This is a genomic window from Pseudomonas sp. GP01-A4, assembly GCF_058780865.1.
On the sequence record NZ_JBYSWF010000076.1, the window covers coordinates 1 to 21,627 of the forward strand.

Below are 21,627 nucleotides of genomic sequence, written 5' to 3' on the forward strand. Positions count from 1 at the left end.
CCCGTAGCAGCTGTCGAGCGCCAGCTGCTACGGGGGGAGTGCGGTCAGCGGATATCGCTTAGCACCGTCTGCCGCCCACCGTTGAGTTGTCGCAAGTGCGCCTGCAGGTGCAGGCACCAGATCTGCGGGTCGTCAGCCAGCTCGTAGCCGTGCAGGGTCAGGCTTTCAACAATCGAATCGAGGATGGTTTGTGCCACGAAAGGTCCGTGGAACGGGCCTTGGGACTTGATGGTGGAGGGTTGTTCGCCGGTCATTCCGGCGGCAAACAACAAGGTCCACATCCCGGTATCCCCCGCGAGAGGGCGAATGGAACATTCGATACGGGTGACCAGGCCCAGGCACTGGCGGGTGAGGCAGAGGTTGCGCGACATGGCGGCGACCCTCGGTAGATCCGGTATTCAGCCTCGCAGGGCAAGACTGTTTCTATCCAGCGACTCCTGTGGCTATCCCTTGAGCTGAGAATAGAAGAAACCCGGTACAAACCAAGGCTGGGGGACCAACGGATGACTGCCGTCACGACGGCGTCAAAAATATGCCGAAGGGACCTGGAACCAGGCCCCTTCGGCATTGATTACACCGGCTTGGTCTCAGCCAGTGCTTCCTGCGCCAACTCCTTCTCGGCTTCCTTCAGGTCATCTTCACTGATCATCTCGGCGATCGCCCGCAGACGCTCCACCACCCGCGCATTGACGCTGCCTTCGGGGAATTGCCCCTCTTCGTCGGGCGAACCCGCAGGCTCACCCACCAGCAGGCTCAAGGCCTCGTCGGCCTGACGCACGGCATAGACGTGGAATTGCCCCTGCCGCACGGCCTGCAACACCTTCTCATCGAGCATCAGTGTCGCGACGTTGGCCTGGGGAATGATCGCCCCCTGCTCGCCGGTCAGCCCGCGGGCCTCGCAAAGACGGAAGAAACCTTCGATCTTCTCGTTGACCCCGCCGACCGCCTGCACCTCACCAAACTGGTTGATCGAGCCGGTGATGGCAAAGCACTGCTTGAGCGGCGTCTTCGACAGGGCCGAGATCAAGGTGCAGGCTTCGCCCAGGGACGCGCTGTCGCCGTCGACATAGCCGTAGGACTGCTCCAGGGCGATACTCGCCGAGATCGCCAACGGGAATTCCTGGGCATAACGGCTGCCCAGGTAACCGGTGAGGATCATCACGCCCTTGGAGTGAATCGGCTGGCCGAGGTTAACTTCACGCTCGATATCGACGATGCCGCTGCCGCCCGGGTACACCGTGGCAGAAATCCGCGCCGGCACACCAAACGCCGAATCACCCACCTCCAGCACCGTCAGCCCGTTGCACTTGCCCACCGCCGCGCCGGCGGTGTCGATCAGGATCACCCCGGCGAGCATGTCGTCGAGAATCCGCGCCGACACCCGCCCGGTGCGCGTGGCCTTGGCCTTGAGTGCGCGCTCGATGTGCCCGGAGTCGGTGCGCTCATCACCGGCCAGGTGACGAATGAAGTCCGCTTCGCTGACCAGCTGGAACAAATCACCGATACGCGCCGACAAGCGGCCCTGGTTCTCCGCCAACCGCGCGCTGTAGGTCGCCAGCCGCGCCACCGCATCGGAGGTCAACGGCGCCATGCCTTCTTCCGAGGTGCGGGTTTTCAGCAACTGGGCGAACTGCTCCAGGCTTTCATCCACCATCGGGATGTCTTCGTCAAAATCCACCAGTACCCGGAACATCTCCTGGAAGTCCGGATCCGCGTCCTGCAACGCGTAGTACAACTGGCGGGAGCCGATGATGATCACCTTGAGCTGCAACGGGATCACTTGCGGGTTGAGGGTCACCGTGGCCAGGCGGCCCAGTTCGCCCAGCGGTGATTCCATCTTCAGCTTGCGCGATTGCAAGGCACGCTTGAGGGCGTCCCATACGAACGGCTCGCTGAGCATCTTCTCGGCTTCAAGGATCAGGAAACCACCGTTGGCACGGTGCAGCGCACCCGGACGCAATTGGCGATAGGTGGTGTAGAGCGCGCCCTGGTCGGTGCTGTATTCAATACGACCGAACAGGTTGTCGTAGGTCGGATGCGGCTCGAAGACCACCGGCGCGCCACCGTTGATCGGATGCCCCACCACCAGGCTCGGGCAGTACTGTTCTTCCAGCAACTTGCGGGCCTGGGCGTCGGTTTTCGCGTCGTCCACCAACTGCTCGACCACGGTTTTCAGCAGGTAGACCTGCATCGCCTGCAAGTAGCCGCAGACGGCCGCGTTCTCCGCATATTTTTCGGACAACGGCGCCAGCAGTGGCTGCAAGGCCAGCGTGATGGTTTCTTCGTTGAACTGGCGCATCTGGTTATTGGACTCGCGCTTCCACTGGGGCAGGCTGGCGAGTTCTTCGTTGAGGCGTTCTTCCAGTTCGGAAATATCGGTGTGGAAACGCTCGCGGTCGGCTTCGGGCAACTGCGAGAACTCGGCCTCGTCCAGGGCCTTGCCGTCGAGCATCGGGGTAAACGCAATGTTGGTGCTGTCACGGTACAGCGCCACGTCTTTTTCCAGGGCCAGGCGCTCGATGACGTCCAGGGCACGGTCGTAACGCTGGTTGAAGGCACGGTCGATGGCGCTTTTGCGCTGTTGATACGTCGGGTGTTCAAACACCGCCGGGAAGGTCGCGACCAGGTTGTCGATCAGGCCGTTGATATCGGAGATGAACGCGGCAGCACCGCCCGCAGGCAGTTCCAGCGCGCGGGGTTCGCGAGGCTCATCGAAATTATTGACGTAGACCCAGTCGGCCGGGGTCTGCAGGCGCTTGCCTTCGGCCTTGAGGTAGCGTTTGACGAACGAAAAGCGCCCGGTACCGGGCTCGCCCATCACAAATACGTTGTAACCGGGGCGTGGCATGGCCACACCAAACTGCAAGGCTTCGACCGCACGTTCCTGGCCAAGCACACCGCGAAAGGGCTCCAAATCATTGGTGGTCGAGAAGCTGAACTGTTCAGCGGAAAAAGGACGAGTCAGCGCTTCGGGCGCTAGACGCAAGCTGGCAGCAACAGGATCAGGCATCGGGCTTCCTTACATCAGGCGGGGCAGATGACGGCATTCTGGCGCCGGGTTGGGCCGGCTGGCAAGGACGGCTTGGGGAAAGCATAGACCCGTGTTCGGGGCTGTAAAAAAACCGAGTGTTTCCGGCTTGTTTCATAAAAAGTCACGGAACCCTTGGATCATGCCTAAACTCCAACCTGCTGCGGGTTGGACTAATAACCGACCCCTAGGGTGCTGTCAGGCACCTGAACCCTTGTCCATTGGTTTGCACACAAAGAGAACAAAGCTATGAAACGGATCCTTCTCGGTACTCTCTTCACCGTCGTCTCCCTCAATGCAATGGCAGAAGCGCCAGGTGGCCCGAACTGCGGTTGGGGCAACATGTTGTTCGAAGGCCAACGCGGCACTCCGGCTCACTTCCTGGCCTCCACCACCAACGGTACCTCGGGTAACGCCACGTTCGGCATGACCTCGGGCACCAACGGCTGCAGCACCAACAGCGCACTGACCTACGGTGGCAAATCGTGGATTGCCATGAATGGCATGATGAACGAGCTGTCCGAAGACATGGCCAAGGGTAACGGCGAAGCGCTGACTACCTACGCTGTAGTACTGGGCGTTGCTCCTGAAGATCGCGAGCACTTTGCCGCTGTGACTCACGAGCACTTCCAGCAAATCTTCAGCAAGGCTGACGTAACCGCTGATGACGTGCACAACAACACCCTGGCTGTACTGAAAAGCGACACCCGTCTGGCGAAATACGCTACCCAGGCTTAAGCTCGACCCGCCCGTGCCTTTCGAGGCACGGGTTTTATTATTTTTGGACCTGCCTCCCCTTTGGGTCTTTTTATCTCGACTTAAGTTGCCCACATGCTCAAACGCCTTGCCTACCTGGCACTCTTCGCCTGCGCCCCGCTGTATGCGGCGCCGCACCTTGATGATCAACGTTTGCAGCAACTGGCCAACGACCCGTTCTGGCTTTCGCTGGGGCACTACGAATCCGGCAAGTTCAAAGGCTGGCGTAGCTATGTCAGCGACAAGAAATTCTTCCTCGCTCCCGATGGCGCCCACCATCCGGACCAGGAGCTGAAGGCCACTGTCGAGGCGCTGTATGCCCCGGCCAGCCTCGGCGAAAAGCACGCCCAATGCGTTTACCCGGCACGTACACGCTGGCTCAAGGACCAGTTGCACCTGAGCGACTTGCCGGCGCTGGACTGCAAGGAGTTCAAGCAATGGTTCAAGGACGTCGCCCCCCACAGCGCGGTGATGATCTTCCCGGCGGCCTACCTCAACAGCCCGTCATCAATGTTCGGCCATACCCTGCTGCGCATCGACCAGGCTGACGTGCAGAGCAACAACACCGCCCTGCTCAGCTACGCGATCAACTTTGGCGCCTATATCGAAGGCTCGGACAACAGCATCCTCTACGCCTGGAAGGGCCTGATGGGCGGCTACCCGGGCCTGTTCGCGCTGGTGCCCTACCAGGAAAAACTCTCGGAATACCGTAGCCTGGAGAACCGCGACCTGTGGGAATACCGCCTGAACCTGACCCAGGTCGAGACCGAGCGCATGGTCGAGCACGTGTGGGAACTCAAGCAGATCCAATTCGACTACTTCTTCTTCGACGAAAACTGCTCCTATCGCCTGCTGGAACTGCTGCAAGTGGCCCGCCCAAGCCTGCGGTTGACCGAACAATTCCCGCTGACCGCGATCCCTACCGACACGGTAAAAGCCGTGAAAGAAGCCGGCCTGGTGGAGAAAATCGATTACCGCCCTTCCCGTGAACGGGAGCTGCTGGAACGCGCCAAGCCGCTGGACAGCGACGAGCAGCAATGGGTGCTGAAGATCAGCGACGACCAGAAACAACTGCAGGACCCGGCGTTCAAGGCTATCGCCAAAGACCGCCAGGCCCTGATCATCGACGCCGCCTACCGCCTTGGCCGCTACCGCGCCAACGGCCTGGAGCGCGACACCGAACGCTCCCAGCGCAGCTTCGAACTGCTGCGGGCGATCAACCAGAACCCGGCGCCGGACCTGAAGATCGAACGCCCCGGCCTGCCCGAAGACGGCCACGAATCCCGCACCTGGCAAGCCGGCATCGGCACCCGGGGCGACAAGGCTTTCGGCGAATACGGCCTGCGCATGGCCTACCACGACCTGAACGACAACGCCGAAGGCTTCCCCTTGGGCGCGCAGATTGAAATCCTGCAAATGAAACTGCGCCAGTACGAAGGCAACCACTGGCAATTGCAGCAACTGGATCTGGCAACCATCCGCTCACTGACCCCACGCAACGAGCTGCTGCAGCCGTGGTCGTGGCAAGTCACCGGCGGCCTGGAGCGCGTACCGGGCAAGCATGACGACGAGACACTCGTCAGCCACGTCAACGGTGGCGCGGGCGGCACCTGGCAACTGCGCGACGACATGCTTGGCTTCGCCCTCGGCACCGTGCGCGTGGAGCACAACAGCGACTTCGGTGAAGCCATCTCCCCGGCTGCCGGGTTCAATACAGGTGTGTTGTGGCGCAACCCGCTGGGCAACCTGAGCCTGGAAGCCAAGGGTGACTTCTTCACCAATGGCGAGGTGCGGCGCAGTATCAGCCTGAATCAACAGTGGGAATTGTCGCGCAACCTGGGGCTGAGACTGAGTGCGCAGCGGGAATACAGCCACCTCGCGACACCGGTGAACGAAGTGATGCTGGAAGTGAAGTGGTATCACTATTAATCCCTGAGCCGTAGATCGTTCCCACGCTCCGCGAGGGAATGCATCCTGTGACGCTCCGCGTCACGACCTTTAAAAGCGGACGCAGAGCGTCCAGAGCGGCATGCCCACGCAGAGCGTGGGAACGATCTCTAATTAGTCCATAAGGAGCTTGCTCCCGCTGGGCTGCGCAGCAGCCCCAAAACCAGACACCTCACCCTCTCTGGAATATCTCAATACCCTGAACAGGGGCCGCTTCGCGCCCCAGCGGGAGCAAGCTCCCTCGCCACAGGGGGCGCGTGATCGCCCGAAGCCGCAGCGTCACACGGTTTTCTCACATCCGTTTCACATACCCCGAACGAATCCACTCCTACACTTCCCCCATCAGCCGTTCAACGGCCAGGGAGCAAGCGATGTGGCGGTACGCTGGAGTGCTGGGCCTGTTGGCCCTGCTGTCGGGTTGCCAATCAACCCATGAGGATTTGCTGGCCAAGGGTTATCCACCCGCCTTCGCCGATGGCTATGACGACGGTTGCAGCAGCGGCCGCCAGGCTGCCGGGGTGATCACCGGGGAATTTCGCAAGAACGTCCCGCGCTACCTGAAAGACCGCACCTACGCCGAAGGCTGGGATGATGGCTTTCGCCAATGCAAGGCCATGCGCGAGAACGAAGACCTGAACGACTACAAGAATCGCCACTGGGACGACCGCGAACGCGCCTGGCAACAGGAAAAAGACCGCGACGCTGCCAGGGCCTTTCGCTCGCAATAGGTCGCTTCCAGACATCCAGCGAAACTTAACCCCTGCGACCATGGCCCAAACTCCATAGCAGGAGAACGTCATGAGTCGAGCTTTCGTCAACGAAGACAGCGCCGCTGCCCAGGCCAGCCAACCGGTGGAACGCCAGGTCAGCGCGCAACCCAATCACCTCACTGCCCGCGGACTTGCACAATTGCAGGCCAGGGTCGCGCAGTTGCAGCATGAGCACAGCGAAGAATCCGCCAAGGGCGAGCAGGCCGATAAACAGCGCCAGGCCGACCTTGAGCGGGATTTGCGTTACTTCAACCAGCGCCTGCAAAGCGCACAGGTGGTGGCGCCGGCAACCTCCACCGACAAGGTGCAAATCGGCAGCTGGGTGACCTTTGCCAACGAACAGGACGAAGCGCAGCGCATTCAGTTAGTGGGCGAAGACCAGGCCGACGCCACGGTGGGCCTGATCAACTGGGGTTCGCCCCTGGGCCGCGCGCTGCTGGGTGCACAGGTGGGCGACGAGGTGCTGTGGAGGCGCCCCGTCGGTGATCAGTTGATCGAAATCCTGCGCATCGAACCCGAGGGTTAAACGATGCCCTGGGCCAGCATTGCATCCGCAACCTTCACGAAGCCTGCAATGTTGGCGCCCTTCACGTAGTTGACCCGGCCGTTCTCTTCGCCGTAGTGCACGCACGCATGGTGGATCGACTGCATGATGTTGTGCAGCTTGCTGTCCACTTCACCGGCGGTCCACAGCAGGCGCATGGCGTTCTGCGACATCTCCAGCCCGCTCACCGCCACCCCGCCGGCATTGGACGCCTTGCCTGGCGCGAACAGGATGCCGGCCTCGATAAAGATATCCACCGCCTCCAGGGTGGTCGGCATGTTGGCGCCTTCGGCCACGCAGACGCAGCCATTGCGCAACAGGGTGCGCGCCGCTTCGGCGTCCAGTTCATTCTGGGTGGCGCAGGGCAACGCGATGTCGCAGGCCAGTTCCCATGGTGCTTTGCCGGCGCGGAATTCCAGGCCGAAACGCGATGCCAGCTCGCTGATGCGCCCGCGCTGTACGTTTTTCAGTTCAAGCAATGCCGACCATTGTTCTTCGGTCAAACCGCTTTCGCAGTACAGAGTGCCTTCGGAGTCGGACAAGGAAATCACCTTGCCGCCCAGGTCCATGACCTTGCGCGCCGCGTACTGGGCGACGTTGCCGGAGCCGGAGATGGCCACGCGCTTGCCTTCGACCCGCTCGCCGTTGCGCTTGAGCATTTCTTCAGCGAAGTACACGCAGCCAAAACCGGTGGCCTCCGGGCGAATCAGGCTGCCGCCGTAGCTCATGCCCTTGCCGGTCAGCACCGAGGTGAACTGGTTGCTCAGGCGCTTGTACTGGCCGAACAGGAAGCCGATCTCCCGGGCGCCCACGCCAATATCACCGGCGGGCACGTCCACGTCCGAGCCGATATGGCGATACAGCTCGCTCATGAACGCCTGGCAGAAACGCATCACCTCGGCGTCGCTCTTGCCCTTGGGATCGAAGTCCGAGCCGCCCTTGCCGCCGCCCATGGGCAGCGAGGTCAGGGAGTTCTTGAAGGTTTGTTCGAAGGCGAGAAATTTCAGCACGCCCAGGTTCACCGACGGGTGGAAGCGCAGGCCACCTTTATAAGGGCCGATGGCGCTGTTCATCTGGATCCGGAACCCGCGGTTGACCCGTACTTTGCCCTGGTCATCTTCCCACGACACCCGGAACACAATCGCACGCTCCGGCTCGCAGATGCGCTCCAGGATGCCCGAGTTCAGGTAGTGGGGATTGGCTTCAAGAAACGGCCACAAACTGCGCAGGACTTCTTCCACGGCCTGGTGGAATTCCGGCTGGTCGGGGTCGCGTTTCTTGAGGCGGGCAAGGAAGGATTCAACGGATTCGATCATGAAAAGTCTCGGCAAATTTATTGTCGTTAAAGGAGATTTGTCCCGGACTTTATCAATTCATGTCGCACCGCGACAGGGCAAAATGTCGCTTTTGTGAATTTAAATGGTGCATTAGATATAAATACAGGCGTTTTTTGCACCTTAATGAGGATTTCAATCCAGGCCTTGCACCAACAGTTAATCCGCTATCGCAGGCAAGCCAGCTCCCACATTTGATCCAGTACATCCATGACAATGCGGTCAACTGTGGGAGCTGGCTTGCCTGCGATGCAGACGACGCGGTCCACCTGAAAACACGCAAAAAAAAGCGGAACCCGAAGGCTCCGCTTGTTCAAACCACCAACCCGGATCAGGCCAGCTTCTTGTGCCGTACACGATGCGGCTGGGCAGCAGCTTCGCCGAGGCGTTTCTTGCGATCGGCTTCGTATTCGGTGTAGTTGCCTTCGAAGAACACCGCCTGGGAGTCGTCTTCGTACGCCAGGATGTGAGTGGCCACGCGGTCAAGGAACCACCGATCGTGAGAGATCACAATGGCGGCGCCCGGGAAGTCCAGCAGGGCTTCTTCCAGGGAACGCAGGGTTTCAACGTCGAGGTCGTTTGACGGTTCGTCGAGCAGCAATACGTTGCCGCCTTCTTTCAGGGTCAGGGCCAGGTGCAAGCGACCGCGCTCACCACCGGACAGGTCCTTGACGAACTTCTGCTGGTCGCCGCCCTTGAAGTTGAAGCGACCCACGTAGGTGCGCGACGGGATTTCGTAGTTGCCGATACGGATCTGGTCGGAACCGTCGGAAATCTGCTGGAACACCGTCTTGCTGCCGTCGAGGTCGTCGCGGCTCTGGTCAACGCAAGCCAGCTGCACGGTTTCGCCGACTTCGATGGTGCCCGAGTCCGGTTGTTCCTTGCCCATCAGCATGCGGAACAGTGTGGATTTACCCGCACCGTTACCGCCGATCACGCCAACGATGGCGCCTTTTGGCATGGAGAACGACAGGTTGTCGATCAACACGCGGTCGCCGTAGCCCTTGCAGACGTTCTTGAACTCGATGACCTTGTCACCCAGGCGCGGACCGGCCGGGATGTAGATTTCGTTGGTCTCGGAACGCTTCTGGAATTCCTGGGACTGCATCTCTTCGAAACGCGCCAGACGGGCCTTGGATTTCGACTGACGCGCCTTGGCGCCTTTACGCACCCATTCCAGCTCGTCTTTCATGGCCTTTTCATGGGCCGATTGCTGCTTGGATTCGGCGGCCAGACGGTCGGACTTGGCTTCCAGCCAACCGGAGTAGTTGCCCTCGTAAGGGATACCGGCGCCACGGTCGAGCTCGAGGATCCAGCCAGCAACGTTGTCCAGGAAGTACCGGTCGTGCGTGATCGCAACCACGGTGCCCGGGAAGTCGTGCAGGAAATGCTCCAGCCAGGCGACGGAATCGGCGTCCAGGTGGTTGGTCGGTTCGTCGAGCAGCAGCATGTCGGGGGCCGACAGCAGCAGGCGGCACAGGGCCACACGACGCTTTTCACCACCGGACAGGTGTTCAACCTTGGCGTCCCACGCCGGCAGGCGCAGCGCGTCGGCGGCGACTTCCAGCTGGCGGTCCAGGTTGTGACCGTCGGCGGCTTGCAGGATGGCTTCGAGCTTGGCCTGTTCTGCCGCCAGTTTGTCGAAGTCGGCGTCTTCTTCAGCGTAGGCCGCGTAGACCTCGTCCAGGCGGGCCTGGGCGTTCTTGATCACGCTGACCGCTTCCTCGACCACTTCACGCACGGTCTTGGTCGGGTCCAGGATAGGTTCCTGTGGCAGGTAGCCGATGTTCAGGTCGGGCATCGGGCGGGCTTCGCCGTCGAACTCGGTGTCGACGCCGGCCATGATTTTCAACAGGGTGGATTTACCCGAACCGTTGAGGCCGAGCACGCCGATCTTGGCGCCCGGGAAGAAGGACAGAGAAATGTTTTTCAGGATTTCCCGCTTCGGCGGAACAACTTTTCCCAGCCGATGCATGGTGAAGACGTATTGAGCCATGGTGAACCTAGCGTCAGTGACTGATGAATTAAGCGGGCGAAACCCGTGCCAGGCCATGCGCCGCGCGGGCCGTTGATGTCTATCAATGCCTGCGTGCGGTAGATGCCTGATTGTCTGGGGCTGGAACGCCCTCGCGTAACCGGCAAAGCTACCTGAATGCGGGTGGGCAGTCCAGCCAGGCGGGGCTGGCACTTTGCCACAACACAAGGCATGCTAGCCGCCCTCCGGGCGTCCGGCTTATAGTGCACGTCGCGCGCCAGTCCAGCCAAACCGCAGGATCACAGTTTGTCCAACGTAACGCCGCCAACTCCCCTGCGCGCCGCTCATATAGCGCCGGGAGCGCCCCTGCACGGAACCCTGAAGGGCGCATTGGCGACGCTGGTCCTGTTGCTGCTCGCGTTATTGTTCTGGCAACTGCTGGACCAGTTGCAGCAAAACCAGAAAAACCAGCAGCAATACACCATCGACTACAGCGCCGACCTGGCCGAACAGATCAGCCTGAACATGGCCCTCAGTGCGCAGATCGCGCTGAACCTGCTCCCGATCGTCGAACCGCCGCGGGACGCCGAACAGCAACAAATCCTGATGCGCACCTTGCAACGCTCCTTGCCGGAGTTGCGCAGCGTCGCCCTGCTCGCCCCCAGCGGCGCGATGATCAGTGACAGCGCCAGCGACAGCCAGGACAGCGCCTGGCTCGAAGAACTGGTCAAGCGCAGCCACGCCCAGTCCTATTACCTGAGCAACAACAACGACGGCACCGTCATCTACCTGCTGCTGCACCAGCCCAGCGGCGGCACCAAGATGTACTGGGCCTTGCGCCTGGCCCCCAATTACCTGGCCAACCTGACCCGCCAGGATGGCCAGGGCCAGCGCCCGATGTGGGTCATCGAAAACCGCCTGAACCACCGGGTGGTCAGCCGTGACAGCGGGATGCCGGCCCAATGGGCCACCGCGTTGACCCCGGACGAATTGAACAAAAGTGTACTGGTCACGCCCCTGAGCAAGAGCGACTGGCAACTGCGCGGCCTGTTCGACCGCGCCGCCGTGCTGGAGCAACTGCTGCCGGCCTTTATCGGCAAATGCCTGCTGGGCCTGGCCTTCTCGCTGATCCCGGTGATCGTGCTGCTGAACATGCGCCGCCGCCAGCGCCAGGTGCACGAGGGGCGCCGGCGCTACCAGGATATTTTCGAAGGCACCGGCGTGGCGCTGTGCGTGCTCGACCTGTCGGGCCTGCGCGCGTTCTTCGATAGAGCCCGACTGCAAACCCGCGAGCAGTTGCAACAGTTGCTGCAAGACAACCCGGAACAGCGCCAGCAACTGCTCAAGGAACTGCGCATCACCGAGGTCAACCAGGTGGCGGTGCGCCTGCTGAATGTCGCTTCTTGCGAGCAGGCCTGGGAACGCCTGATCGACGCCTGCCCGTCGAGCCCGACCGCCATCGGCAACCAGGTGATCGACGCGGTGCTGACCCAGCAGAAGCAGCTTGAACTGGAAATCCAGCTCAGCGATATCGAAGGCAACGACCAATACCTGTGGCTGGTGATGCGCCTGCCGGAACAACAGGACGACTTCAAGGCCGTGATCCTGAGCATCAGCGACATCACCAGCCGCAAGCTGATCGAGTTGTCACTGGTGGAGCGCGAGAGTTTCTGGTCGGACGTGGTGCGCACCGTGCCCGATCACCTGTATGTGCAGGACGTGATCAGCCAGCGGATGATTTTCAGCAACCACCACCTGGGCCACACCCTGGGCTACAACAAGCCCGAGCTGCAGCAGATGGGCGAGTACTTCTGGGAGATCCTGCTGCACCCCGAAGACGCCGAGCGCTACCACGACCTGCGCCTGCAACAGCGCCAGGCCGGCTACCTGAGCCAGTTGCAGTGCCAGTTGCGCTTTCGCCACCGCAACAACCAATGGCGGCGCTTCGACATCCGCGAACAGGCCCTGGCCCGTGACAAGACTGACCAGGTGACGCGCATCATCGGCGTCGCCAAGGACATCACCGACCAGATCGAAGCCAGTGAATCCCTGCGTGACAGCGAACAGCGCTACCGCATGCTGGCGGAAAGCATCAGCGACGTAATCTTCTCCACCGACAGCAAGCTGGCCCTCAACTACGTCAGCCCTTCGGTGAACGCGGTGCTGGGCTATGACGTCGACTGGATCTTCGAAAACGGCTGGCAATCGACCATCGCCAACCCGCAGCAACTGACCGGTATCTACTCCCTGGTGGAGCAAGTCAGCCGCGCCCTGGACCAACCCGAATCCCTCGCGGCCTTGCGCAACGACGTGCAGACCCAACTGTTCCTGTTCGACTGCCTGCGGGCCGACGGGCGCAAGATCCCCATCGAACTGCGCCTGGTGCTGGTGTGGGACGAACACGGCGCGTTCGAGGGCATCCTTGGCGTGGGTCGCGATATCAGCCAGCAGCGCCGTGCGGAAAAAGACCTGCGCATGGCGGCCACGGTATTCGAACACTCCACCTCGGCGATCCTGATCACCGACCCGGCCGGCTACATCGTGCAGGCCAACGAGGCGTTCAGCCGGGTCAGCGGTTATGCGGTGGCGGACGTGCTCGACCAGTTGCCGAACATGCTCACCGTCGACGAACAGCAGGAAGCCCACCTGCGCTACGTGCTCAAGCAATTGCACCAGCACAGCACCTGGGAAGGCGAAGTGTGGCTCAAGCGCCGTAACGGCGAGCATTACCCGGCCTGGGTCGGCATCACGGCGGTGTTCGACGACGAAGGCGACCTGGCCAGCTACGTGTGCTTCTTCAGTGACATCAGCGAACGCAAGGCCAGCGAGCAGCGCATCCACCGCCTGGCCTACTACGACGCCCTGACCCACCTGCCCAACCGCACGCTGTTCCAGGACCGCCTGCACACCGCGCTGCAATCGGCGGAACGGCAGAAGTCGTGGGTGGTGCTGATGTTCCTTGACCTCGACCGCTTCAAGCCGATCAACGACTCCCTGGGCCACGCCGCCGGCGACCGCATGCTCAAGGAAATGGCCACCCGCCTGCTGGGCTGCGTCGCCGAAGACGACACCGTGGCACGCATGGGCGGCGACGAATTCACCTTGCTGCTGCAACCGCGGGTCAACCGTGAGATGGCGCTGAACCGGGCGATTCACGTGGCCGAGCAGATTCTGGCCAGCCTGGTGAAGCCGTTTGTGCTGGAGGGCCGCGAGTTCTTCGTCACCGCCAGTATCGGCATCGCCCTGAGCCCGCAGGACGGCAACGAACTCAGCCAGTTGATGAAAAACGCCGACACGGCGATGTACCACGCCAAGGAGCGGGGCAAGAACAACTTCCAGTTCTACCAGGCCGACATGAACGCCAGCGCCCTGGAACGCCTGGAGCTGGAAAGCGACCTGCGCCACGCCCTGGAACAGAACGAATTCGTGCTGTATTACCAGCCGCAGTTCAGCGGCGACGGCAAACGTTTGACCGGTGCCGAAGCCCTGCTGCGCTGGCGCCATCCGCGTCGCGGGCTGGTGCCGCCGGGGGACTTCATTCCGGTGTTGGAGGAGTTGGGGCTGGTGGTGGACGTGGGTGACTGGGTGATCAGCGAAGCCTGCCGCCAACTCAAGACCTGGCACCAGAACAAGGTGCGGGTACCCAAGGTTTCGGTCAACATTTCGGCCCGGCAGTTCTCCGACGGGCAACTGGGCGAGCGCATCGCCACCATCCTCAAGGACACCGGCCTGCCGCCGGCGTGCCTGGAGCTGGAGCTGACCGAAAGTATCCTGATGCGCGAGGTCAACGAAGCGATGCAGATCCTCGCCAGCCTGAAAAACCTCGGCCTGAGCATCGCGGTAGATGACTTCGGCACCGGTTATTCATCGCTGAACTACCTCAAGCAGTTCCCCATCGACGTGCTGAAGATCGACCGCACCTTTGTCGACGGCCTGCCGTCGGGTGAGCAGGATGCGCAGATTGCCCGGGCGATTATCGCCATGGCCCACAGCCTGAACCTGGCGGTGATCGCCGAGGGTGTGGAAACCCATGAGCAGCTGGACTTCCTGCGGGAGCACGGTTGCGATGAGGTGCAGGGCTACCTGTTCGGGCGACCGATGCCGGCGAACCGGTTTGAGGCGCAGTTCAGCAATGATGCGCTGTTTATGTTCGATTGAAATCCTCAGGTGATGCTGATGGCCTCTTCGCGAGCAAGCCCGCTCCCACATTCGACCGTATTCCACCTGAAGGAACCCGATTGAATGTGGGAGCGGGCTTGCTCGCGAAGGGGCCCGAACAAACACCACCTATCCCCAGATGAGCCCCGCTTGTCCGCGACATGATGTCCTTTCATATGCCATCTAAAACCCATTGGGTTAGAATGCGCTTCTTTTCTGCCCCCGATCCTTGAGGACCGCCATGTTCAGCCGTGATTTGACTATTGCCAAGTACGACGCCGATCTCTTTGCCGCCATGGAGCAAGAAGCTCAGCGCCAGGAAGAGCACATTGAGCTGATCGCTTCGGAAAACTACACCAGCCCCGCCGTGATGGAGGCTCAAGGTTCGGTTCTGACCAACAAGTACGCCGAAGGCTACCCGGGCAAGCGCTACTACGGCGGTTGCGAGTTCGTCGACATCGTTGAGCAACTGGCCATCGACCGCGCCAAGGAACTGTTCGGCGCCGATTACGCCAACGTCCAGCCACACGCCGGCTCCCAAGCCAACAGCGCCGTGTACCTGGCCCTGCTGCAAGCGGGCGACACCATCCTGGGCATGAGCCTGGCCCACGGCGGTCACCTGACCCACGGCGCCAGCGTTTCCTCCTCCGGCAAGCTGTACAACGCCGTTCAGTACGGCATCGACGGCAACGGCCTGATCGACTACGACGAAGTCGAGCGCCTGGCCATTGAGCACAAGCCAAAAATGATCGTGGCCGGTTTCTCTGCCTACTCGCAGATCCTGGATTTCCCACGCTTCCGCGAAATCGCTGACAAGGTCGGCGCCTACCTGTTCGTCGACATGGCCCACGTGGCCGGTCTGGTCGCCGCTGGCGTCTACCCGAACCCGGTGCCGTTCGCTGACGTCGTGACCACCACCACCCACAAGACCCTGCGCGGTCCACGTGGCGGCCTGATCCTGGCTCGCGCCAACGCCGAGATCGAGAAGAAGCTGAACTCCGCGGTATTCCCGGGCGGCCAGGGTGGCCCGCTGGAGCACGTGATCGCCGCCAAAGCGATCTGCTTCAAGGAAGCGCTGCAGCCTGAGTTCAAGACCTACCAGCAGCAAGTGGTGAAAAACGCCAAGGCCATGGCCGGCGTGTTCATCGAGCGTGGTTTTGACGTGGTGTCCGGCGGTACTGAGAACCACCTGTTCCTGCTGTCGCTGATCAAGCAGGACATCTCCGGTAAAGACGCTGACGCCGCTCTGGGCAAAGCCTTCATCACCGTGAACAAGAACTCGGTACCGAACGACCCACGTTCGCCGTTCGTCACCTCCGGCCTGCGCTTCGGCACCCCGGCTGTGACCACTCGTGGCTTCAAGGAAGCAGAGTGCAAGGAACTGGCTGGCTGGATCTGCGACATCCTGGCTGACCTGAACAACGAAGCAGTGATTGATTCTGTTCGTGAGAAGGTCAAGGCCATCTGCAAGAAGCTGCCGGTATACGGCGCTTGATTGCAGTAGCTTGAACAAAAAGCCCGGCTCTTGAGCCGGGCTTTTTTATGCCTGAAAACGCTGCTTTCTCAATTTGAAATGACATCAAATGTGGGAGCGGGCTTGCTCGCGAAAGCGCTGTGTCAGTTGATGCATGGGCTGACTGATACACCGCTTTCGCGAGCAAGCCCGCTCCCACATTTTGACTGCGTTTCAAGTCAGGATTGGTAAACCCGCGCAAAGCCTTCGCGAATCTTCTCTTCCGGCAACTCGTCAGCAATAAACACAATCACACTTTCCCGCGCTTCGCCTTCGGCCCATTCGGTGTCCCAATCGAACCCGTAGAGCTTCAGCACGCCCTGAAACACCATGCGCCGGTCTTCCCCGGCAATGTTCAGCACGCCTTTGTAGCGCAGCAATTGCTTGCCGTGGTCTTCCAGCAGCTCGTTCATGAACTCGCTGAGTTTGTCGATATCCAGCGGCTGGTCAGTGCGCAGCACCAGGCTGGAAATACGGTCGATGGACGGCGCCTGGCTCACCGGGCGCAGGCTCATGCCGGCGTTTAGGTTGAAGCCGCGCACATCCAGCAGTTCGGCGAGGTCGATCTTGCCGTGTTCCACCACACGAATCGGCGCCCGGCGGTTGATACGAGTCAGGCGCTCGCTGAGGGCGTCGAAGGTGGCATCGTCCACCAGGTCGCGCTTGCTCACCAGCAGGCGGTCGGCAAACCCGATCTGCGCCTGGGCGATGGTCTGGGTCAGGTGGTGCTCCGCGTGGGCCGCGTCCACCAGGGTGATGATACCGTCGAGGATGTAGCGCTCGCGCAGTTCTTCATCGATGAAAAAGGTCTGGGCCACAGGGGCCGGGTCGGCCAGGCCGGTGCACTCGATCACCAGGCGGTCGAAGGCGATCTCGCCGCTGTCCAGGCGCTCCAGCAACAGGTACAGGGCCTTGGTCAGGTCAGTGTGGATGGTGCAGCACACGCAGCCATTGGACAGGGTCATGACTTGCACCGGCTCGCTGCCCAACAGTTGGGTGTCGATACCGGCGTCGCTGAATTCATTTTCGATCACGGCGATTTTCAAGCCGTGCTCGGCCTTGAGCAGGTGACGCAACAAGGTGGTCTTGCCAGCGCCGAGGAAGCCGCTGAGGACGGTGACGGGAATGGGAGAGGACAAAGAATTCTCCTTGAAGAAACACAAAACAAATGTGGGAGCGGGCTTGCTCGCGAAGTTGGCGTGTCAGTCAGCACATGCATCACTGAAAGACCGCCTTCGCGAGCAAGCCCGCTCCCACAAGGGATCACCGCAGCCCGAACTACCGGGCTAGCAGCACTTGGGCCCACCCTTGCCGCCGTAACGGGCCTCCTGGCGTTCCCGGAAGAACGCCTTGTAGTCCATCATCGGTTTGCCCGGGTGTTTGGTTTGCATATGCTCGACGTAGGTGTCGTAGTCGGGCATGCCGACCATCAGGCGCGCGGCCTGACCGAGGTATTTACCGAGGCGACTGATGTCATTGAACATGATTGCAATCCTCTATCAAGCGTCCGGGATGGCCTGGTATGGCGCTTCTTTATCCGTACGTTCCTTTTTGCCCCAGGCAGCAATGCCGACCTTGAGCGCATAGAACAGGATGCTGAAGACCACGAACAGGAACAGCGCCGTCAGCGTTGCGTTGGTGTAGGCGTTCCAGATCACGTGTTGCATCTGGTCGATGCTCTTGGCCGGTGCGAGGATCTGGCCGCCGGCCAAGGCATCGCTGTATTTCTTGGCCAGCGACAGGAAGCCGATCGCCGGGTTGGCGTCGAACAGCTTGATGAAGCCTGCGGTCACGGTGCAGATCAGCAGCCATACGGCTGGCAGCATGGTCACCCAGATGTAGCGCTGGCGTTTCATTTTGATCAGCACAACCGTGGCGAGCATCAGCGCGATACCGGCCAGCATCTGGTTGGAGATACCGAACAGCGGCCACAAGGTGTTGATGCCGCCCAGTGGGTCGATCACGCCCTGGTACAGCAGGTAACCCCACATCGCCACGCAACCTGCGGTGGCGATCAGGTTGGCCGTCCAGGACTCGGTACGCTTGAGCGCCGGCACGAAGGAGCCGAGCAAATCCTGCAGCATGAAGCGACCGGCACGGGTACCGGCGTCGACCGCAGTCAGGATGAACAGCGCTTCGAACAGGATCGCAAAGTGGTACCAGAACGCCATGGTGTTTTCACCCGGCAGGACGCTGTGCAGGATCTGCGCGATACCGACCGCCAGGGTCGGCGCACCACCGGCACGGGCCAGGATGGTGGACTCACCAATGTCATGGGCCACCGCCTGCAACGCTTCCGGGGTAATTGCAAAACCCCAGCTGCTGACGGTTTGCGCCACAGCCACCACGTCACCGCCGACAATCGCGGCCGGGCTGTTCATGGCGAAGTACACCCCTGGCTCGATCACCGAAGCGGCAACCATTGCCATGATGGCCACGAACGACTCCATCAACATGCCGCCGTAGCCGATGTAACGGGCGTGCCCTTCACTGGCCAGCAACTTGGGCGTGGTGCCCGAGGAGATCAGTGCGTGGAAACCCGAGACCGCGCCACAGGCGATGGTGATGAACAGGAACGGGAACAGGCCGCCCTTCCACACCGGGCCGGTGCCATCGATGAACTGGGTCAGCGCCGGCATTTTCAGGTCGGGCATGGTCACCAGGATGCCAATCGCCAGGGCGATGATGGTGCCGATTTTCAGGAACGTAGACAGGTAGTCCCGTGGCGCGAGGATCAGCCACACCGGCAACACGGCAGCCACGAAGCCATAACCCACCAGCATCCAGGTGATCTGGATGCCGGTGAAGCTGAAGGCCTTGGCCCACACCGGGTCAGCGGCAATCTGCCCGCCCAGCCAGATCGAACCCAGCAGCAACAGCACGCCGACAATCGAGATTTCACCGATGCGGCCCGGGCGGATGTAGCGCATGTAAATGCCCATGAACATCGCGATCGGAATGGTTGCCATCACCGTGAAGATGCCCCACGGGCTTTCGGCCAGGGCCTTGACCACGATCAGCGCCAGCACCGCGAGGATGATGATCATGATCAGGAAGCAGCCGAACAGCGCGATGGTCCCGGGCACACGGCCCATTTCTTCGCGGACCATGTCCCCCAGGGAACGGCCGTTGCGACGAGTGGACAGGAACAGGACCATGAAGTCCTGCACCGCCCCGGCCAGCACCACGCCGGCGATCAGCCACAACGTGCCGGGCAGGTAGCCCATCTGCGCCGCCAGTACCGGGCCGACCAAAGGCCCTGCGCCGGCGATTGCCGCGAAGTGGTGACCAAAAAGGATGTGTTTGTTGGTCGGCACATAGTCCAGACCGTCGTTGTTCAGCACAGCGGGGGTAGCCCGCAGTGGATCGAGCTGCATCACATGGTTAGCGATGAACAGACTGTAGTAACGGTAAGCAACCAGATAAATGGCCACTGCTGCGACCACGATCCACAAGGCGTTGATCGCCTCGCCGCGGCGCAAGGCCACTACGCCCAGGGCGCACGCTCCTACGATTGCCAGCAGCAGCCAGGGTAGATGGCGTAGCAGGCTATTATTATTTTTCATTTTTATATTCCAGCCAGGGTGGACAGAAAGACAGCCATCCCGAGTTTAGCGCTACTGGCCTTAAAGGCCACCCCCCTACGTTGGTCTAGAGCCTTGCCGGGGCAAAAAAAGCAGAAAAAACCGCCCCATGATGGCGCACGGCTACAATTCCTTTATCCACAGAGGGTTTCACCATGAGCGAACAGCCTTCAGACCGACGCCGTTTCCGACGCATTGCCTTCGACGCCAGGACCGAGCTCACGCAAGACGGCCATGTCTGGTCGGTGCAATTGGTAGATTTGTCGCTCAAGGGCTTGCTGGTGCAACGGCCGCAAGAATGGCACGGCCATCGCTACGAATCGTTCGATGTGGACATTCATCTCGACGCCGAGACCGACGTGAAGATGCAGGTGCGGCTAACCCACGACGATCATGGGCAGCTCGGCTTTGTGTGCGAACACATCGACCTCGACTCCATCAGCCACCTGCGGCGGATAATCGAGCTGAACCTCGGTGATCAGGCAGAGCTAGAGCGGGAATTCGCCGCCTTGCTGGAGACCTGAACATGTGGGAGCTGGCTTGCCTGCGATGGCGGTGTGTCAGTTTGCATATCAATCAGCTGATACACCGCCATCGCGGGCAAGCCCGGCTCCCACAAGGGGGATGTGTGGCTGGCGACTATTCGAACAGGGCATCCAGCGCCTGCTCCAGGCGCGTCACCCCGATCACTTGCAGCCCCGGTGGCATTTCTTTCGGTGCATTGCCCTTGGGCACGATGGCGCGCTTGAAGCCGTGCTTGGCCGCTTCCTTCAGGCGCTCCTGGCCGCTGGGCACCGGGCGCACTTCACCCGACAGGCCCACCTCGCCAAACACCAGCAAATCATGGGGCAACGGCCGGTTGCGCAGGCTGGACATCACCGCCGCCATCAACGCCAAGTCAGACGCGGTTTCCAGCACCTTGACCCCGCCCACCACGTTGAGGAATACATCCTGGTCATGGGTGGGAATGCCGCCGTGGCGGTGCAATACCGCCAGCAACATCGCCAGCCGGTTCTGGTCCAGGCCCAGGGTGACACGACGCGGGTTGGCCAAGTGGCTGTCGTCCACCAGCGCCTGGACTTCCACCAGCATCGGTCGGGTGCCTTCCCACGTTGCCATCACCACACTGCCCGGGACTTCTTCCTGGGCGCGGGTAAGAAAAATCGCTGACGGGTTGGAGACTTCTTTCAAGCCCCGGTCAGTCATGGCGAACACACCCAACTCGTTGACCGCGCCAAAACGGTTCTTCACCGCCCGCAGCAAACGCAACCGCCCGTCGGACTCGCCTTCGAAATACAGCACGGTGTCGACCATGTGTTCCAGCACCCGTGGGCCGGCCAATGCGCCTTCTTTCGTCACGTGGCCCACCAGGAAAATCGCCGTGCCGCTCTGTTTCGCATAGCGCACCAGCAGCGCGGCACTTTCCCGCACCTGGGACACGCCACCCGGTGCCGATTGCAGTTGTTCGGTGAAAATCGTCTGGATCGAGTCGATCACCATCACCTTGGGCTTTTCCAGGCGCGCGGTGGCGATGATGCTTTCGATGCAGGTTTCGGTCATCACCCGCAGTTGGTCCTGAGGCAAGCCCAGGCGGCGCGCACGCATGGCCACCTGCTGCTGGGATTCTTCGCCGGTGACATACAACGCCGGCATGCGGCTGGCGATGCTGCACAGGGTTTGCAGCAGGATCGTGGATTTACCGATGCCCGGGTCACCGCCGATCAGTACCACCGAACCATCCACCAGGCCGCCGCCCAGCACCCGGTCCAGTTCACCGGAAGCGGTGGAGAAACGCGGGATTTCTTCGACGCTGACTTCGGCCAGGGTCTTGATCTGGGTTTGTTGCCCGGTCCAGCCGGAACGGCCACTGGGGGCCACGGCGCCGCCGCTCTCGATCATGGTTTCGGTCAGGGTGTTCCACGCACCGCATTCCGTGCACTGGCCGGCCCACTTGGGAAAGGTCGCGCCGCACTCCGTGCAGCCATACATGCGCTTGGCCTTTGCCATTTGAGAACCTC

Annotated in this window: 15 protein-coding genes; 7 read left to right on the forward strand and 8 right to left on the reverse strand. The window is 61.3% G+C overall.

Annotated elements, in window-relative coordinates:
• Positions 1 to 44: 44 nt before the first annotated feature.
• Both AC3WKX_RS29420 and AC3WKX_RS29425 read right to left on the reverse strand, forming a co-directional pair.
• Positions 45 to 371, reverse strand: a complete 327-nt coding sequence (locus AC3WKX_RS29420; RefSeq protein WP_003215849.1) for a PA4575 family protein — start codon at positions 369 to 371, stop codon at positions 45 to 47.
• Between the two features lie 200 nt (positions 372 to 571).
• Positions 572 to 3,010 carry a Lon protease family protein gene (locus tag AC3WKX_RS29425; RefSeq protein ID WP_003215847.1) on the reverse strand — a complete coding sequence of 813 codons (2,439 nt, stop codon included), beginning with the start codon at positions 3,008 to 3,010 and terminating at the stop codon, positions 572 to 574.
• A gap of 267 nt (positions 3,011 to 3,277) precedes the next feature.
• On the opposite strand from AC3WKX_RS29425, the gene AC3WKX_RS29430 reads away from it, so the two are divergent.
• The 4 genes from AC3WKX_RS29430 (at position 3,278) to AC3WKX_RS29445 (ending at position 7,027) form a co-directional block, all read left to right on the forward strand.
• Positions 3,278 to 3,766, forward strand: coding sequence for a DUF3015 domain-containing protein (locus AC3WKX_RS29430; protein ID WP_003215845.1), 489 nt, complete (start codon positions 3,278 to 3,280; stop codon positions 3,764 to 3,766).
• Positions 3,767 to 3,859: 93 nt separating this feature from the next.
• Positions 3,860 to 5,713 (forward strand): Lnb N-terminal periplasmic domain-containing protein, encoded by a 1,854-nt coding sequence (locus AC3WKX_RS29435; RefSeq protein WP_087695249.1) that lies wholly within the window; start codon positions 3,860 to 3,862, stop codon positions 5,711 to 5,713.
• A gap of 389 nt (positions 5,714 to 6,102) precedes the next feature.
• Positions 6,103 to 6,459 carry a hypothetical protein gene (locus AC3WKX_RS29440; RefSeq protein WP_102369931.1) on the forward strand — a complete coding sequence of 119 codons (357 nt, stop codon included), beginning with the start codon at positions 6,103 to 6,105 and terminating at the stop codon, positions 6,457 to 6,459.
• A 70-nt stretch (positions 6,460 to 6,529) separates the two neighbouring features.
• Positions 6,530 to 7,027 carry a GreA/GreB family elongation factor gene (locus AC3WKX_RS29445; protein ID WP_102606010.1) on the forward strand — a complete coding sequence of 166 codons (498 nt, stop codon included), beginning with the start codon at positions 6,530 to 6,532 and terminating at the stop codon, positions 7,025 to 7,027.
• Here the strand turns inward: AC3WKX_RS29445 and gdhA are convergent.
• The gene (gdhA, locus tag AC3WKX_RS29450; protein ID WP_003215835.1) at positions 7,024 to 8,361 is read right to left on the reverse strand and encodes an NADP-specific glutamate dehydrogenase; all 1,338 of its coding nucleotides are present in this window, start codon (positions 8,359 to 8,361) and stop codon (positions 7,024 to 7,026) included. The two genes, AC3WKX_RS29445 and gdhA, sit on opposite strands and share 4 nt — an antisense overlap.
• Positions 8,362 to 8,710: 349 nt before the next feature.
• Positions 8,711 to 10,375, reverse strand: coding sequence for an energy-dependent translational throttle protein EttA (gene ettA / locus AC3WKX_RS29455; RefSeq protein WP_003215833.1), 1,665 nt, complete (start codon positions 10,373 to 10,375; stop codon positions 8,711 to 8,713).
• A 285-nt stretch (positions 10,376 to 10,660) separates the two neighbouring features.
• On the opposite strand from ettA, the gene AC3WKX_RS29460 reads away from it, so the two are divergent.
• Positions 10,661 to 14,512, forward strand: a complete 3,852-nt coding sequence (locus tag AC3WKX_RS29460; RefSeq protein ID WP_023659180.1) for a bifunctional diguanylate cyclase/phosphodiesterase — start codon at positions 10,661 to 10,663, stop codon at positions 14,510 to 14,512.
• Between the two features lie 241 nt (positions 14,513 to 14,753).
• Positions 14,754 to 16,007 (forward strand): serine hydroxymethyltransferase, encoded by a 1,254-nt coding sequence (gene glyA, locus AC3WKX_RS29465; RefSeq protein WP_102606011.1) that lies wholly within the window; start codon positions 14,754 to 14,756, stop codon positions 16,005 to 16,007.
• Positions 16,008 to 16,204: 197 nt separating this feature from the next.
• Here the strand turns inward: glyA and yjiA are convergent, their stop codons facing one another.
• The 3 genes from yjiA to AC3WKX_RS29480 all read right to left on the reverse strand — a co-directional run bounded on the left by yjiA (position 16,205) and on the right by AC3WKX_RS29480 (position 19,591).
• Positions 16,205 to 17,164, reverse strand: coding sequence for a GTPase (yjiA, locus tag AC3WKX_RS29470; RefSeq protein ID WP_003215828.1), 960 nt, complete (start codon positions 17,162 to 17,164; stop codon positions 16,205 to 16,207).
• A 147-nt stretch (positions 17,165 to 17,311) separates the two neighbouring features.
• Positions 17,312 to 17,509, reverse strand: coding sequence for a YbdD/YjiX family protein (locus tag AC3WKX_RS29475; RefSeq protein ID WP_058415061.1), 198 nt, complete (start codon positions 17,507 to 17,509; stop codon positions 17,312 to 17,314).
• 15 nt (positions 17,510 to 17,524) lie between these two features.
• Positions 17,525 to 19,591 carry a carbon starvation CstA family protein gene (locus AC3WKX_RS29480; protein ID WP_003215826.1) on the reverse strand — a complete coding sequence of 689 codons (2,067 nt, stop codon included), beginning with the start codon at positions 19,589 to 19,591 and terminating at the stop codon, positions 17,525 to 17,527.
• Positions 19,592 to 19,764: 173 nt separating this feature from the next.
• Between AC3WKX_RS29480 and AC3WKX_RS29485 the strand changes: the two genes are divergently transcribed.
• The gene (locus tag AC3WKX_RS29485) at positions 19,765 to 20,133 is read left to right on the forward strand and encodes a PilZ domain-containing protein (RefSeq protein ID WP_003215824.1); all 369 of its coding nucleotides are present in this window, start codon (positions 19,765 to 19,767) and stop codon (positions 20,131 to 20,133) included.
• A 115-nt stretch (positions 20,134 to 20,248) separates the two neighbouring features.
• Here the strand turns inward: AC3WKX_RS29485 and radA are convergent, their stop codons facing one another.
• The gene (gene radA, locus AC3WKX_RS29490; protein WP_003215821.1) at positions 20,249 to 21,616 is read right to left on the reverse strand and encodes a DNA repair protein RadA; all 1,368 of its coding nucleotides are present in this window, start codon (positions 21,614 to 21,616) and stop codon (positions 20,249 to 20,251) included.
• Positions 21,617 to 21,627: the final 11 nt, after the last annotated feature.